At 68.0% G+C, this 16,129-nt stretch carries 13 protein-coding genes; 7 read left to right on the top strand and 6 right to left on the bottom strand.

Annotated elements, in window-relative coordinates; translation table 11 throughout:
- Positions 1–50: 50 nt before the first annotated feature.
- Positions 51–1,334 carry a phosphate regulon sensor histidine kinase PhoR gene (gene phoR / locus PIGHUM_RS00195; protein WP_124077250.1) on the top strand — a complete coding sequence of 428 codons (1,284 nt, stop codon included), beginning with the start codon at positions 51–53 and terminating at the stop codon, positions 1,332–1,334.
- A 277-nt stretch (positions 1,335–1,611) separates the two neighbouring features.
- Positions 1,612–2,811, top strand: coding sequence for a phosphoglycerate dehydrogenase (gene serA, locus PIGHUM_RS00190; RefSeq protein ID WP_124077229.1), 1,200 nt, complete (start codon positions 1,612–1,614; stop codon positions 2,809–2,811).
- Between the two features lie 15 nt (positions 2,812–2,826).
- On the opposite strand, the gene PIGHUM_RS00185 is transcribed toward serA, so the two are convergent.
- From PIGHUM_RS00185 to PIGHUM_RS00160, 6 genes are all read right to left on the bottom strand, one after another.
- Positions 2,827–3,297, bottom strand: coding sequence for an HIT family protein (locus tag PIGHUM_RS00185; protein ID WP_124077228.1), 471 nt, complete (start codon positions 3,295–3,297; stop codon positions 2,827–2,829).
- Positions 3,298–3,436: 139 nt separating this feature from the next.
- Positions 3,437–4,222: a flagellar brake protein gene (locus tag PIGHUM_RS00180; RefSeq protein ID WP_124077227.1), complete on the bottom strand. Its 786-nt coding sequence runs from the start codon at positions 4,220–4,222 to the stop codon at positions 3,437–3,439.
- Positions 4,223–8,155 (bottom strand): DUF3683 domain-containing protein, encoded by a 3,933-nt coding sequence (locus PIGHUM_RS00175; RefSeq protein WP_124077226.1) that lies wholly within the window; start codon positions 8,153–8,155, stop codon positions 4,223–4,225.
- A gap of 95 nt (positions 8,156–8,250) precedes the next feature.
- Entirely contained in the window at positions 8,251–8,610 is a 360-nt protein-coding gene (locus PIGHUM_RS00170; RefSeq protein WP_124077225.1) for an arsenate reductase, read from the bottom strand.
- A gap of 35 nt (positions 8,611–8,645) precedes the next feature.
- A complete protein-coding gene (locus PIGHUM_RS00165) occupies positions 8,646–9,224 on the bottom strand; it encodes a YqaA family protein (protein WP_124077224.1) in 579 nt (192 codons plus the stop codon).
- 54 nt (positions 9,225–9,278) lie between these two features.
- Positions 9,279–10,118, bottom strand: coding sequence for an AraC family transcriptional regulator (locus PIGHUM_RS00160; protein ID WP_124077223.1), 840 nt, complete (start codon positions 10,116–10,118; stop codon positions 9,279–9,281).
- 116 nt (positions 10,119–10,234) lie between these two features.
- Between PIGHUM_RS00160 and PIGHUM_RS00155 the strand changes: the two genes are divergently transcribed.
- The 5 genes from PIGHUM_RS00155 (at position 10,235) to ilvA (ending at position 16,090) form a co-directional block, all read left to right on the top strand.
- Positions 10,235–12,388 carry a TonB-dependent siderophore receptor gene (locus PIGHUM_RS00155; protein WP_124077222.1) on the top strand — a complete coding sequence of 718 codons (2,154 nt, stop codon included), beginning with the start codon at positions 10,235–10,237 and terminating at the stop codon, positions 12,386–12,388.
- A gap of 4 nt (positions 12,389–12,392) precedes the next feature.
- On the top strand, positions 12,393–13,505 hold the full coding sequence (locus PIGHUM_RS00150; protein ID WP_124077221.1) for a PepSY-associated TM helix domain-containing protein: 1,113 nt from the start codon (positions 12,393–12,395) through the stop codon (positions 13,503–13,505).
- Positions 13,502–13,717: a hypothetical protein gene (locus PIGHUM_RS00145; protein ID WP_124077220.1), complete on the top strand. Its 216-nt coding sequence runs from the start codon at positions 13,502–13,504 to the stop codon at positions 13,715–13,717. Before PIGHUM_RS00150 ends, PIGHUM_RS00145 begins: the two co-directional genes overlap by 4 nt.
- A complete protein-coding gene (locus PIGHUM_RS00140) occupies positions 13,710–14,420 on the top strand; it encodes an O-methyltransferase (protein ID WP_124077219.1) in 711 nt (236 codons plus the stop codon). Before PIGHUM_RS00145 ends, PIGHUM_RS00140 begins: the two co-directional genes overlap by 8 nt.
- 158 nt (positions 14,421–14,578) lie before the next feature.
- The gene (ilvA, locus tag PIGHUM_RS00135; RefSeq protein WP_124077218.1) at positions 14,579–16,090 is read left to right on the top strand and encodes a threonine ammonia-lyase, biosynthetic; all 1,512 of its coding nucleotides are present in this window, start codon (positions 14,579–14,581) and stop codon (positions 16,088–16,090) included.
- Positions 16,091–16,129 lie beyond the last annotated feature (39 nt).

Here is a 16,129-nt window from a genome sequence, read left to right as displayed (position 1 = left end):
CTTTTTCCCGGGCCGCCCCGCCGCCCGGCGCAATGCGACAATCCCGCATCATGGTCTGGATACGCAACCTCATCATCGTCCTGCTCTGGGCAGGACTGGCCGCCTTGTCGCGGCCGCTCGGCGGCGGCTTCGGCTGGGCCGTCTTCAGTTTCGGGCTCGGCGTCCTGCTGGTCTGGCACATCTGGCAGCTCTCGCGCGTGCTGCGGTGGACGCGCGACCTGCAACGCCCACCGCCGCCGTCGGCCGGCTCGTGGGACGACGCCCTGGCGCGGCTGTACCGCCACCTGCGCGAGCAGCAGCGCCAGCTCTCGCAGCTGGAAGGCAACGTCCAGGGCTTCTTCGCCGCCGCCCAGGCGCTGCCCGACGGCCTGGTCACGCTGAACGAGGAATTCCACATCGACTGGTGCAACCGCATCGCGCGCCAGCACCTGGGCCTGCGCCTGCCGGCCGATCACGGACAGAGCCTGCTCAACCTGGTGCGCGCGCCCGAATTCGTCAAGTATGCCCGCCAGCAGGATTGGCCGGCGCCGCTGCTGGTGCGCAGCCCGGGCGGCGGCGAGCGCCTGCTGATGGTGCAGCTGATCTCGTACAACAAGCACCAGCGCATGCTGCTGACGCGCGACGTCACGCAGATCGAGCGCCTGGAAACCACGCGCCGCGACTTCGTGGCCAACGTCTCGCACGAACTGCGCACGCCGCTGACGGTGCTGGCCGGCTTCCTGGAAACGCTGCGCGACATGCCGGCCGAAGCGCTGAACGAAGACCAGCGCCGGCATTACCTGAAGCTGATGCTCGACCAGGCCCAGCGCATGCAGGCCATCGTCGCCGACCTGCTCACGCTTTCGACGCTGGAGTCCTCGCCCACCACCGACCCGCAGCCGGTGGACATGCCGGAGTTGATCGCGACCGCGCTCGATCAGGCCACGGCCTTGTCGGCGGGACGCCACACCTTCGACCGCGACATCGACCCCGGCCTCGACATCCTGGGCACCGCCACGGAACTCGCCTCGGCCATCTCCAACCTGCTGGTCAATGCCGTGCGCTATACGCCGGACGGCGGCCACATCGCCGTCACCTGGCGCCGCGAAGACGGCGGCGCGCGCTATGCCGTCCAGGACACCGGCATAGGCATAGACAGCCATCATCTGCCGCGCCTGACCGAGCGCTTCTACCGCGTGGACCGCAGCCGCTCGCGCGAATCGGGCGGCACCGGGCTGGGGCTGGCGATCACCAAGCACATCGCCATGCGCCACGGCGCCGAACTGCACATCGAAAGCGAACCGGGGCACGGCAGCACGTTCTCGCTGCATTTCCCCGACAGCAGAGTGGCCTAGTATCCGCGGACACGCGCGGGCGCGCGCCGCTGTATCCCTGAAGCCGGTGTGCCCAAAGGGGTAAAAAGGGACGACCTGGCGTTACCATAAACACTGAACCATCAGTTCATTTATCCACGGTGCAACGCCCCACCCCCGCCGCACGAAAGTACGCCGCCCCATCCAGGGCGCCGCGGATCCGGCTCCGCCGGTCCGCCAGTGCCGCCCCCCTGGGGCGCGCGCGTCAGCGCGTAGGGAGGGCCTTTTCCCTCTCCCTCTAGCCGGAGCCGTCTACCCCATGGCGAAAATCGTATTGCTCGAAAACATCCATCCCAGCGCGGTCGAAGTCTTCACCGCCGCCGGATTCGACGACATCACCACCCACGCCGGCTCTCTGCCGCCCGATGCGCTGCGCGACGCCCTCCAGGGCGCGAGCGTGGTCGGCATCCGCTCGCGCACGCACCTGGACGCCGGCATCATCGAAGGCCTGCCCGACCTGCGCGTCATCGGGTGCTTCTGCATCGGCACCAACCAGGTCGACCTGGACAGCGCCATGGCGCACGGCATGCCCGTGTTCAACGCGCCCTTCTCCAACACGCGTTCGGTCGCCGAGCTGGTGCTGGCCGAAGCCATCCTGCTGCTGCGCCGAATCCCGGAAAAGAACCTGCGCGTGCACCAGGGCCACTGGGACAAGAGCGCCTCCGGCGCCTTCGAGACCCGCGGCAAGACGCTGGGCATCATCGGCTACGGCAACATCGGCTCGCAGGTCGGCATTCTTGCCGAGGCGCTGGGCATGCGCGTCATCTTCCACGACGTCGAAACCAAGTTGCCGCTGGGCAATTCCCGCGCCTATCCCGACCTGTCGGCGCTGCTGGCCGAGGCCGACGTGGTGACGCTGCACGTGCCGGGAGGCGTGTCCACCGAGAACATCATCAACGAAGCCACGCTGTCGCAAATGAAGCGCGGCGCCATCCTGATCAACGCCTCGCGCGGCACCGTGGTCGATATCGCCGCGCTGCGCGCGGCGCTGGACGCCGGCCTGCTGCGCGGCGCGGCGCTGGACGTGTTCCCGGTCGAACCCAAGAGCGTGGACGAACCTCTCAAGAGCCCGCTGATCGGCCTGCCCAACGTCATCCTGACGCCGCACATCGGCGGCAGCACCATGGAATCGCAAGAGAACATCGGCAAGGAAGTGGCCGAGAAGCTGGTGCGCTACATCCAGGGCGGCACCACCAAGGGCGCGGTCAACTTCCCCGAGCTGCCGCACCAGGACCTGGCCGGCGCCTCGCGCATCCTGCACGTCCACCGCAACGAACCCGGCGCGCTCGCCACCCTGAACGCCGTGTTCGCCCAGCGCAAGATCAACATCGTCAGCCAGCAGCTCCAGACCAAGGGGCGCATCGGCTACGTGCTCACCGACATCGCCGATCCCGCCGACCCGGCGCTCGTCGACGCGCTGCGCCAGCTGCCCATCACCGTGCGCTGCGACCTGCTGTAATCCATCCGGCCCGTCTTAGCCGACGGCCGGATAGCGCAGCGACAGCCGCTCCTGCAGGCGCTGGTGAAACGCCGGCACGCGCTGCGCGGCATCCTGCAGCGCCTCGCGGAAAGCCAGGGACTCCTCCCCTGGCGCCACGCGCGGCGCGGCCCAGATCGCATCGGGAAAATGCCGGTCGCCGCGCCGGCGCGGGATGATGTGCCAATGCAGGTGCGGCACCATGTTGCCGAGCGCCGCCAGGTTGACCTTGTCGGGCTGCAGATGGTCGCGCATCACGGCTTCCACTTCCAGCACCACTTGCATGACGTGCAGGCGATCGGCCTCGGACAGGTCGGTCATCTCGGCGGCATGCGCATGCCAGATCACCCGTACGTAGCCGGGGTAGTCCGCCTCGTCGACGGCGATCACGCGCAGCCTGGCATCGCGCCACAAAGCGGGCGCTTCGGCGGCGGCGCACAGCGGGCAAACTGAAGAAGAATCGGTCATCGCAGGCATAGACCCTAGTCAAACGACTTGAAAAACGAGGCTCCCGGCCGGGCTTGACCCAGGATGCGGTGGATCCGGCTCCGCCGGTCCGCGCGCATCGCCCCCTCGAGGGGGCCCGCGAAGCGGGTAGGGGGCGGTCCTATTCCCAGCGGCCGTTGCGGCGCAACTCCACCTGGCCGATGAAACGCTGCAAGGTGCGGACCGCCTCGGCCACCAATCCATCGATCGCGCAGCCCATGTGATGGCCGCGCCCGCGCTCGCCGGAAGGCGTGATGTGCATGACTTCCAGTTTCGCCTCCAGGTGCAGGCGCGGCGCCAGCGTCACCACGGCGCCGGCAAAGCAGGCTCCCACGTCCAGCGGCGCCTCGTCCGGCGGCAGGTGCAGGCCGATCCCGGTCATGCTGATGTCGATGACCTCGAAGCTGCGCTCGCGGCCGGGCGCGGAGGCGATATGCACCAGCGGCACCGGCGGGACGGGCCGTGCGCGAAAATGAGCGCGGCGCTGGATGCGATACAGCTCCACGGGCAGCATGCAGGCCAGGCGGCGGCTGCCGTCGCGCGCCGGCAGCCATTTCAGGTTCTGCACCGAGAATTGCACCTTGACGCGATCCAGGTAGCCGACCGCCGTCACGCTGGCGGCGGACACCAGCCTATGCAGGCCGGCCTCGCCATGCGCGCCCGCCAGCCACAGCAGCCGGCGCGTTCGATCCACCTCGACGATGCTGTTCCAGGCCAGCTCGTCCTCATCCACGCTCAGCCCCAGCACCGCGCCCTGCTCGGCCATGCGCCCCAGCAGGGTCTGCAGTTCCAGCGGCTGGGCGATGCGGAACTCCTCCAGCGTCGGATCGTCCAGCCGCTCCGGCGTCCAGGACAGCAGCGGGCTGTCCTGGAGCGCGGTCGTGCCGGCTGGATCGCGCGACGCCATTTAGAGCAGCACCCGCTCGATGCCGCCGGCATTGGCGCGGCGCACGTAGTCTTCCATCCACTGCTCGCCCAGCACGTGGCGCGCGATCTCGACGACGATGTAGTCGGCGTCGAGGCCGGCATCGTCGTTGTAGCGGCTCAGGCCCTGCAGGCAGGAGGGACAGGAGGTCAGCACCTTGACGTCGCCGGAGAAACCGTCGGCGCGCAGCTTGCCGGCACCCTTGCGCAGCTCTTCTTCCTTGCGGAAGCGGATTTGCGTGGAAATGTCCGGGCGGGTCACCGCCAGCGTGCCGGATTCGCCGCAGCAGCGGTCGCTCTTGTCCACGCCCTCGCCCACCAGCGCGCGCACGGTCTTCATGGGATCCTGCAGCTTCATCGGCGTATGGCAGGGATCGTGGTACATGTAGCGCGTGCCCGTGACGCCGTCGAGCTTGATGCCTTTCTCGAGCAGGTACTCGTGGATGTCGATCAGCCGGCAGCCGGGGAAGATCTTGTCGAATTCATAGCCCGCGAGCTGGTCGTAGCAGGTGCCGCAGCTCACCACCACCGTCTTGATGTCGAGGTAGTTGAGCGTGTTGGCCATGCGGTGGAACAGCACCCGGTTGTCGGTGATGATCTTTTCGGCCTTGTCTTCCATGCCGTTGCCGCGCTGCGGATAGCCGCAGCACAGGTAGCCCGGCGGCAGCACGGTCTGCACGCCGGCGTGCCAGAGCATGGCCTGCGTGGCCAGCCCGACCTGCGAGAACAGGCGCTCGGAACCACAGCCGGGGAAGTAGAACACCGCCTCGGTCTCGGCCGAGGTGCCCTTCGGGTCGCGCAGGATGGGGATGTACTTCGCGTCCTCGATGTCCAGCAGCTTGCGCGCGCCCTGCTTGGGCAGGTTGCCCGGCATCTTCTTGTTGACGAAGTGGATCACCTGCTCGCGCAGCGGCGGCTTGCCCACCGTGGCCGGCGGATGCGCGGTCTGCTTGCGGGCGAACTTGGCCAGCACGTCGTGCGCCAGGCGCTGCGCCTTGTAGCCGACGCCCACCATGGCCTTGCGCGTGGCATTGATGGTGCGCGGATCCTTGGCGTTCAGGAAGAACATGGCCGCGGCCGTGCCCGGATTGAAGGACTTCTGGCCCATGCGGCGCAGCAGGCTGCGCATGTTCATCGACACGTCGCCGAAGTCGATGTCCACCGGACAGGGGGTCTCGCACTTGTGGCAGACCGTGCAGTGGTCGGCCACGTCCTCGAACTCTTCCCAATGCTTGACGCTGATGCCGCGCCGGGTCTGCTCTTCGTACAGGAAGGCCTCGACCAGCAGCGAGGTCGCCAGGATCTTGTTGCGCGGCGAGTAGAGCAGGTTGGCGCGCGGCACGTGGGTGGCGCACACCGGCTTGCACTTGCCGCAGCGCAGGCAATCCTTGACCGCGTGCGAGATCGCGCCGATCTCGCTCTGCTGCATGATCAGGGATTCGTGGCCCATCAGGTTGAAGCTGGGCGTGTACGCATGGCGCAGGTCGCCGCCGGGCATCAGCTTGCCGGCATTGAAGCGGTTGTGCGGATCGACGCGGCGCTTGTAGTCCTGGAACGGCGCCAGCTCGGCTTCGGACAGGAACTCGTACTTGGTGATGCCGATGCCGTGCTCGCCCGAGATCACGCCGTCCAGGCTGCGTGCGACGTCCATGATGCGCGAGACGGCCTCGTTGGCCTCCTGCAGCATCTCGTAGTTGTCGGAGTTGACCGGGATGTTGGTGTGGACGTTGCCGTCGCCCGCGTGCATGTGCAGCGCGACGAACACCCGGCCCTTGAGTTCCTTGTCGTGGATCTCCTGGGCCTTGGCGAGGATGGGCGCGCAGGCCTGGCCGGAGAAGATGCGCGACAGCGGCGCCTTCAGCTCGGCCTTCCAGGACACGCGCACGGTGCGGTCCTGCACCACGTCGAACACGCGCACTTCGGGCTGCACCTGCAGGCGGTCCTGCAGGGCCGGCAGCAGCGCGCCCAGGCCGATGCGGGCGAACTCGCCCATGGTGTCGGCCAGCGCCAGGTCCATGCTGTTCAGGATCCAGGTCCAGCGCCCACGCACTTCCTCCAGCAGCTCCAGCGCCTGCACGGCGCGGTCGCCCAGGATTTCCTCGCGCGAGAGCTTCTCGCCTTCACCGTCCTCGCTCTTGCCCAGGGGCAGGTCGCCGCTGTCGAAGAACCCGGCCAGGCGGTCGATCAGGCGCAGCTTGTTGCGGGTGGACAGCTCGATGTTGATGCGCTCGATCTCGTCGGTGTACTCGCCCATGCGCGGCAGCGGGATCACCACGTCTTCGTTGATCTTGAAGGCGTTGGTGTGGCGCGCGATGGCGGCGGTGCGCGAACGGTCGAGCCAGAATTTCTTGCGCGCCTCGGCGCTGACGGCGACGAAGCCTTCGCCGTGGCGCGTATTGGCCAGGCGCACGACCTCGCTGGCCGCCACCGCGACCGCGTCCTCGTCGTCGCCGACGATGTCGCCGATCAATACCATCTTGGGCAGCGTGCCGCGCTTGCTCTTGGTCGAATAGCCGACCGCGCGCAGATAGCGCTCGTCCAGGTGCTCCAGGCCCGCCAGGATCGCGCCGCGGGTGCGCCCCTCGCCGTCCAGGTAGCCCTTGACCTCGACGATGGACGGAATGGCGTCGCGCGCCTGGCCGAAGAATTCCATACAGACCGTGCGCGCGTACTTGGGCATGCGGTGCACCACCCAGCGCGCCGACGTGATGATGCCGTCGGTGCCTTCCTTCTGGATGCCCGGCAGGCCCGCCAGGAATTTGTCGGTCACGTCCTTGCCCAGGCCTTCCTTGCGGAACACGCGTCCGGGAATGTCCAGCGGCTCGGTGCGCAGCAGGCGCTCGCCGGGCTTGCCGGCGCCGTCGAACCACTTGAGTTCGAAGCGGGCGACGTCGACGTCGTGGATCTTGCCCAGGTTGTGGCCCAGGCGCGTGACCTCGAGCCAGTTGCCCTCGGGATCGACCATGCGCCACCAGGCGAGGTTGTCGAGCGCGGTGCCCCACAGCACGGCCTTCTTGCCGCCCGCGTTCATGGCGACGTTGCCGCCCACGCAGGAAGCCTCGGCCGAGGTCGGATCCACCGCGAACACGAAGCCGGCCTTGTCGGCGGCGTCGGCCACGCGCTTGGTGACCACGCCGGCGCCGGTGAAGATCGTGGCGACCTCCTTGTCCAGGCCGGGCTGCGGACCCAGCGCCACCGGGTCCATGTGATCGAGCTTCTCGGTGTTGATGACCACCGATTTCCAGGTCAGCGGCACCGCGCCGCCGGTATAGCCCGTGCCGCCGCCGCGCGGGATGATGGTCAGGCCCAGCTCGATACAGCCGCGCACCAGCGCGGCGATTTCCTCTTCGCTGTCGGGCGTCAGCACCACGAACGGGAATTCGACGCGCCAGTCGGTGGCGTCGGTCACGTGCGAGACGCGCGAGAGCCCGTCGAACTTGATGTTGTCGCGTGCGGTGCTGCGGCCCAGCACCTTCTGCACGCGCCGGCGCAGCTCGGCGGTTTCGTTGAACTCGCGCTCGAACGCGGCGACCGCGCCGCGGGCCAGCTCCAGCAGCCGGCCGACCTTGCCGTCGCGCTCGGTTTCGCCCGGCTCGCGGCGCTGCTCGACTTCGCCCAGGCGATGGTTCAGCGCCTCGACCAGCAGGCCGCGGCGCTTGGGATTGTCGAGCAGGTCGTCCTGCAGATAGGGATTGCGGCGCACGACCCAGATGTCGCCCAGAACTTCGTAGAGCATGCGCGCCGAGCGGCCGGTGCGGCGCTCGCCGCGCAGCTCGCACAGCATGTCCCAGGCCTGCGACCCCAGCAGCCGTTGCACGATCTCGCGATCGGAAAACGACGTATAGTTGTAGGGAATCTCCCGCAGGCGGGCCGGCGTGTGCGCCGAAGCGATGGCGATGGGCAAAGGGGCGTTCATGATGGGGGTACTTCATCCCAAAGGTAGCCGATCATTCTAGCCGATCGGCCCGCCTACCCGCTGCACCCCTGCTCTTTCCCCCTCGGCGGAAACGCTCAGGCGCCCAGGCGCCCGCGCCAGCCCGCCTCGGAAAACCCCACGCTCACGGCTCCATCCGCCGTCTCCAGCACCGGACGCCGCACCAATGTGGGGTGCCCGGCCACCAGCGCCAGCCAGTCGGCCTCGCCCGCAGGCTGCTTGCTCGCTTCCGGCAGGTTGCGCCAGGTGGTCGAGGCCCGATTGACCAGCTTTTCCCAGCCGCCCACCTTGCCTGCCCAGGCCTTGAGCACGTCCGCGCCCGCCGGGTGCTCCCGGTAGTCGACGAAGGTGTAGGCCAGTCCCTGGGCATCGAGCCATTTGCGCGCCTTGCGGCACGTATCGCAGTTGTTCAGTCCGTAGACGCGGATATCGGCCATGCCCTGAAACCCTTGTTCGTTGACATCTCGCCCCCTTACTTGTCGGGGAACATCCACAGCAGCGCCGCCGTCATCGTCAAATAGCGGCCCAGCTTGCCTATCGCCATATAGACCACGCAGGCGCGGAAATCGAGCCGCAGCCAGCCCGCCACCGCGCACAGCGGATCGCCCACCAGCGGCACCCAGGAGAGCAGCAGCGTCTTGGCGCCGAAGCGCTCCACCCAGGCGTGCGCGGTGGCGTGCCAGCGGTCCTTGCGGGAAGGCGCGCGGTCGTCGCCATGCCCGCTTTCGTGCGCCGCTTCATGTTCATGTCCATGCTCATGCTCCAGCCGCGCTTCGCGGTGCGCCTTGATACGCTCCACCGCCCGCTTGGCCAGCGCGCCCATCCAGTAGCTGATCACGCCGCCCAGCGTGTTGCCCGCGGTCGCCATCAGCACCGCCGCCCAGAACATATGCGGCGCCAGCTTCACATAGCCGAACACCGCCGGCTCCGACCCCATGGGCAGCAACGTGGCGGAGACCATGCTGACGACGAAAATCGCCGACAGCCCGACCTCGGGCAGTGCCAGGGTGTGGAGCAGCCATTGGACGGAGGTTTGAAGCCACTGGTGCATGGCGAAGGAGTTTACCCGCCCTGCGCGCTTGCGCGCGCCCAGGCGCGCCGCGAATCAGGCCGGCAGCTGGCGGCGAACCGGACCCGCCTGCCGGCTCCATCCATGCGATAGCGACGGATCGGTCTTGGCGTATTGGCTGGGCGGGCAGCCCATCGCCCGTTTGAACATCGCGATGAAGGCGCTCGGCGCCGCATAGCCGAGATCGCGCGATACCCGCGTGACCGCCTGCCCTTCGGCCAGCCGGGCGAACGCTTCCATGAGGCGCACCTGCTGCCGCCAGTCCGCGAAGCTCATGCCGAGTTCATCCTGGAAGAGCCGGCGCAGCGTCCGGGTGCTCGCGCCGATTTCGTAGGCCAGATCATCCAGCGTGCTGGCATCGTGCGGACGCTCCAGGAGCGCCGTGCACAGTTTCAGCAGGCGCGGGTCGCGCGGCATGCGCACGTTCAGCGGCAGTTGCTCGAGCCGGGCGATCTCGATCAAGGCCAGCTCTTCCATGGTGCGATAGCGCGCATCGGTGGGCCGCGGCAGCCGCGGGTCGGCCACCGCCAGCTCTTCGAGCAGGCGCTGCAGCAGCGGCGCAATGGCGACGACCGCGCAGGCCTCCACCCCGGCAGGCGCCGAACCCGCCTCGACATACAGGGTGCGCATCGACACCGGCCCGACCATGCGGATCTCGTGAGGCATGAACGCGGGTATCCAGACGCCCCGGTTCGGCGGAATCACCCAATAGCCGCCGGGCGTGGTCACGCGCATCACGCCGCGCGCCGCGTGCAGCAATTGCGGCACGTCGTGCCTATGCAGCGGCTGCAGCGAACCGGCCGCGTAGTCGTGCGCGAACACCAGCGTGCGTCCCGCGCCGAAGAAAGGGTAGAGGGGAATGTCTTCCTGATCCATCTGCGTCCGTTTTTCGCTATTTTTTGGCCAGACTTCTTCTTTCCAACCCCTTACATTCTAGATGCGACTGGTTCGCAGTCGCATTCGCAAACGTATCGACCGAATAAGAGGGGTTTATGAAAACGGGGCATCGACACGCTGGTGGCAGGGAGGCGCCCGTCTTCCAGCGCGCCGTCGGGATTCTGGTCGTGGCGGGAGCGCCCTGGGCGGCCTGGGCGCAGCAGGCCGCCCAGGAGCCGGCGGCGGACGCCGCCGCGCCGCAGACCGCCACGCTGCCCGCCGTCACGGTCACGGCCACCCGCGCCGAAACCGCGACCAAGACCGACACGCCGCTGATCGAAACGCCGCAGGCGATCTCGGTCGTGACCCGCGCCCAGATGGAGAGCCAGGCGGCGCAGACCATCGACCAGGCATTGCGCTACACCTCGGGCGTGGCGGGCGAGACGCGCGGCGGCTCGGCCACCCGCCAGGACTTCCGGTACATCCGCGGATTCGGCCCCTTCGGCACGAACTACCTCGATGGCATGAAACAGCCGTATGCCAGCTTCGGCTTCTTTCAGAACGAGCCCTATTTCGTCGACCGCATCGAGGTCCTCAAGGGCCCCTCCTCGGTGCTGTACGGACAGAACAGCCCGGGCGGCCTGATCAACGTCATCAGCAAGCGCCCGACGCTGGAACCGCAGCACGAGGTGTTCGTCGCAGGCGGCAGTTTCGGCCGGATCGAGACGGGGATCGATCTGTCCGGCCCGCTCGACGCCGACGGCAAGTTCTCGTATCGCTTCACGGCGGTCGGACACACGGGCGAAACCGCCGTGGACCATACCCGCTCGGAACGCATCGCGGTGGCGCCGGCGCTGACCTGGCGCCCGGACGGCGCCACGGCGCTCACGCTCTACGCGCAATATCTGCGCGATCCGCAAAGCGGGCATTTCGGCTACGTGCCGGCGCAGGGGACGTTCCTGAACAACCCGAACGGAAGGATTTCGCGCCATTTCTTCGACGGCGAGCCCGGCTTCAACCATGACAGCAAGACCCAGACCGCCGTCGGCTATGAACTGGACCACCGCTTCGACAGCGGATGGCGGCTGCAGCAAAGCCTGCGCTATGCCCGTCTGGACTCGGACCTTGCGCTGGCCTACGGCACGGGTTTCGCGCCGGACTTGCGGACGCTGAACCGCGCGGCCTTCACCGACCGCGACAAGATCGACGCGTGGACCTTCGACAACCGGTTCGAAAAAACCTTCAATACCGGCGCGCTGCATCACGCCGTGCTGGTCGGCCTGGACTACCAGCATACCGAGTCCGACGCGCGCTGGCTGTTCGGCAGCGCGCCGAGCATCGATGCGTACGCGCCGGTCTATGGACAAGCCATCGCGGCGCCGTCGATGCCGCTGCTCGACCAGAAGCAGAAACTCAGCCAGACGGGACTCTATCTGCAAGACCAGATCAGGTTCGACCGCTGGGTGATGCTGGCCGGCTTGCGCCGCGATTTCGCCGACAACGACACGCGCAATCGCAGCCTGAACACCTCCACCACCGTGCGCGACGAAGCGACGACGGGCCGCCTGGGCCTGCTGTACCGGTTCGACAGCGGAATCTCGCCTTACGTCAACTATTCCACGTCGTTCCTGCCCACCACCGGCGCCGATTGGCAAGGCACCCCGTTCAAGCCGACCACCGGCAAGCAATGGGAAGCGGGAGTGAAATATCAGCCCGGCGACGCCCGCAGCTTCGTCACCGCTTCGGTGTTCCATCTCGTCCAGGACAACGTCCAGACGCCCGACCCCGATGCCACGCACGGCATCTTCGCCCAGGTGCAGAGCGGCAGGGCGCGCGCCCGCGGCCTCGAGCTCGAAGGCCATGCCGACCTGGGCAGGCATCTTTCGCTCATCGGCAGCTACACCTACCTGGACAGCAAGGTGGTGCGCAGCAACGGGCCGGACCTGGACAAGCGGCCCGTCTCGGTGCCCCGCCAGACGGCCTCGCTCTGGTTCGACTACCGCTTTTACGATCAGCCGTGGGCCGGCGTGGGATTGAGCGCCGGGGTGCGCTACATCGGCGCCTCCTATGCCGACGTGGCCAACACGCAGCGCGTGCCCGGCTTCACCGTCGCCGACGCGGGCATCAGCTATACGACCGGCGGCTATCGCCTGGCCTTGAACGTTGCCAACCTGTTCGACCGCAAGGCGGTGGTCTGCTCCAACGGCTACAACGCCTGCAACTACATCCAGCCCCGTACGGTCACCGCCTCGCTGCGCTACATCTGGTGAGCCCATGCTGACGTCCGCCGCGCTGCGGCGCTGGTCGTGGGTGCACCGCTGGACCAGCCTCGTTTGCACGCTGTTCCTGTTGATACTGTGCATCACCGGCTTGCCGCTGATCTTCCACGACGAGATCGACCAGGCCCTGGGCTATGCGGTGGCCGGGCGCGCTGACGGCTCGCCCGCCGCGTCGACCGACGCGCTGGTCGCGGGCGTGCTGGAGAGCCATCCCGGCCTGCACGTGCAGTTCGTACTGTGGGATGCCGACACGCCCGGCGTGGTGAGCTTCGCGCTGGGACGCGCCGCGGACTCGCCGCCCGGCGAGAACCTGGCGGTGTACGTCGATGCCGCCAGCGGCGAGATCCTCGGCGCGGGCGCGCTCGACCGCGGGCCGATGGGCCTGCTGCTGAAACTCCATGGCGAGTTGTTCCTGGGGCCGGCCGGGCCGCTCGCGATCGGCCTGGTCGCGCTGCTGTTCCTGGCTTCGCTGGTGTCGGGCGTGATCGTCTATGCGCCGTTCACGAGGCGGCTGGCCTTCGGCGCGCTGCGGCCGGGCAGCCGGCGCGTACGGCGGCTGGACCTGCACAACCTGGCCGGCATGGCGACGCTCGGCTGGGCGCTGGTGGTCGGCGCGACCGGCCTCATCAACAGCTGGGGCGATCTCGCGGTGCAGGTCTGGCAGGCGCGCGAACTGTCGCGGCTCGCGCCCTCTTCTACGGCGCGCGCATCCGCCGCGCCGGTCGACCTGGACGGCGTCGTGGCCACGGCGCGCGCCGCGGTGCCGGGCATGACGCCCTACTTCATCGCCATGCCCGGCTCGGTACTGACCAGCCGCCGGCACTACGGCGTCTTCCTGCGCGGCAATACCCCCTTGACCCAGCACCTGCTCCAACCCGTGCTGGTGGACGCCGGCACCGGCGAGGTGGCGGGAACGCGCAGCCTGCCGTGGTACATGCAGGCGCTCTTTCTCGCCCAACCGCTGCACTTCGGCGACTACGGCGGCTGGCCGCTCAAGCTGATCTGGGCGCTGCTCGACCTGGCCACCATCGGCGTGCTGCTGACCGGGCTGTCGCTCTGGCTGGGCCGGCGCGGCGGATCCGCGAACACCATGGGGTCCCGCTCATGAACGCGAGGATGCCGCTGCGCCGCCGCTTCGCGGAACCGTTCCTGATCGCCGTGCTCACGATCGCCGGATTGGCCGGTGCCATGGTCGGCGAAGGCCTCGTCAAGGCCGTCGGCGTGGCCGGCGTGGCGATCCCGCTGCTGGCGATGCTCCGCCACGGCGCGCGGGCCCGCCGCCGGCCGCCCCCACCCATCGAGGAAGAAAACAATGATTAGTCCATTGGCCGATCCGCGCGCCGAGGCCGTCCTGAGCCGCCTGCATGCCGAGGATGCCCGGCAGCTTCGGTCGATCGTCCTGCGCTATCTGCCCCGCGCGCTGCTGTCCCGCTTCGGCGGCGGCTCCGGCGCCGACGTCTCGTCCGCCGCCGACCGGGCCTTTCTGCGCGACAAGCTGGTCGCGCTCGATGCGGACAAGGGGCGGCTGGCCTACACCTACTGCCGCGCGCTCGATGCGCGCCAGGTGGTCGAGGTCGGGACCTCGTTCGGCGTATCCACGATCTACCTGGCCGCGGCCCTGCGCGACAACGCGGCCGCAGGCGGCGGAGAGCGGCGGCTCATCGGCACCGAAATCGAGCCGGTCAAAGTGCGCGCCGCCCGCGCCAACCTCGCCGAGGCGGGCCTGGCCGATTTCGCCGAAATCCGGGAAGGCGACGCGCTGCTGACGCTGAAGGCGCTCGCCGGCCCGGTCGATTTCCTGTTGATCGACACGTGGATCCCGCTCGCGCTGCCCGCGCTCGAACTGCTCAAGCCCCGTCTTCGCCCGGGCGCCATCGTGATGTGCGACAACGTGCGGCAGTTTGCCCGCGAATACCGCGCATACACCGATTACGTGCGCGATCCGCGCAACGGCTTTCGTTCCATGCTCTGGCCCAAACAGGGCGGCGTGGAACTGTCGGTCAGGAGCGAGGCGCCGGCCTGACGCGAGGAAAACCCGGGCGAACCGCGGCGGCGATCGCCGCGGCCCAGGCGGCAAAAAGCGCCGCGTGGGCATCTGTGTCAAACTAAATAGTTGCTCTCGCATGGCGTTTGCGCTTTCTTGCGACCCGAGTTTCCCTCACCAACCCCTCAAGCAGCATCATGGCTACCGACTACCTCAAACGCATTCTCACCGCCAAAGTCTATGACGTCGCTATCGAGTCCGAACTCGAAGCCGCTCCGCAGATTTCGGCGCGAATTGCGAACGCGGTGCTGCTCAAACGGGAGGACACCCAGCCCGTGTTCAGCTTCAAGCTGCGCGGCGCCTACAACAAGATGGCCAACCTGCCGCCCAAGGCGCTCGAACGCGGGGTCATCGCCGCCTCGGCCGGCAACCACGCCCAGGGCGTGGCGCTGGCGGCCCAGCGCATGGGCTGTCGGGCGGTCATCGTCATGCCGGTCACCACGCCGCAGTTGAAGATCAACGCGGTCAAGGCGCGCAACGCCGAAGTGATCCTGCACGGCGAAAGTTTCACCGACTCCTACAACTACGCCAAAGAACTCGAGGCCAAGGAAAAACTCACCTTCGTCCATCCGTTCGACGATCCCGACGTCATCGCCGGCCAGGGCACCATAGGCATGGAGATCCTGCGCCAGCATCCCGGCCCGATCGACGCCATCTTCGTGGCCATCGGCGGCGGCGGCCTGATCTCCGGCGTGGCCGCCTACGTCAAGCAATTGCGGCCCGACATCAAGATCATCGGCGTGCAGACCGAAGATTCCGACGCCATGGTGCAAAGCGCCGCCAAGGGCCGCCGGGTCACGCTGACGGACGTGGGCCTGTTCTCCGATGGCACCGCAGTCAAGCTGGTCGGCGAGGAAACCTACCGCCTGGCGCGCAAATACGTGGACGACTACGTCACCGTCGATACCGACGCCATTTGCGCCGCGATCAAGGACATGTTCGAAGAGACGCGCAGCGTGCTCGAACCCGCGGGCGCGCTGGCGCTGGCCGGCCTGAAGAAATACGCCGCCCGGCACCGCATGAAGGACAAGACCCTGATCGCCGTCACCAGCGGCGCCAACATGAACTTCGACCGCCTGCGCTTCGTCGCCGACCGCGCCGAAGTGGGCGAGGCGCGCGAGGCCGTGTTCGCCGTTACCATGCCCGAAGAACGCGGCAGCTTCCGCCGCTTCTGCGAACTGGTCGGCAGCCGCAACGTCACCGAGTTCAACTACCGCATGGCCGGTTCCACGCAGGCGCACGTCTTCGTCGGCCTGCAGATCGCCGCGGCGGGCGAATCCTCGAAGATCGCCGGCAACTTCCGCCGCGGCGGCTTCACCGCCATCGACCTGACCCACGACGAGCTGGCCAAGACCCACCTGCGCCACATGATAGGCGGGGCGGGGCCGGCGGCGGACAACGAACTGCTGTACCGCTTCGAGTTCCCGGAGCGCCCGGGCGCGCTGATGCGCTTCCTCGATTCCATGCCGCCCAACTGGAACATCAGCTTGTTCCACTACCGCAACCAGGGCGGCGACTACGGGCAGATCCTGGTCGGCCTGCAGGTGCCGACTACCGACAAGAAGGCCTTCGCGGCCTTCCTGGCGGAACTGGGCTATCGTCACTGGGACGAATCGGACAACCCGGCCTACAAGCTGTTCCTGCGCTGATCCGCTACCGGCCGCGCTTTCTCCGGCACGGCCGGCGAC

Source organism: Pigmentiphaga humi, from assembly GCF_900606115.1.
Classification (GTDB): domain Bacteria; phylum Pseudomonadota; class Gammaproteobacteria; order Burkholderiales; family Burkholderiaceae_B; genus Pigmentiphaga; species Pigmentiphaga humi.
This window is presented reverse-complemented; position numbering and strand designations above follow the sequence as displayed.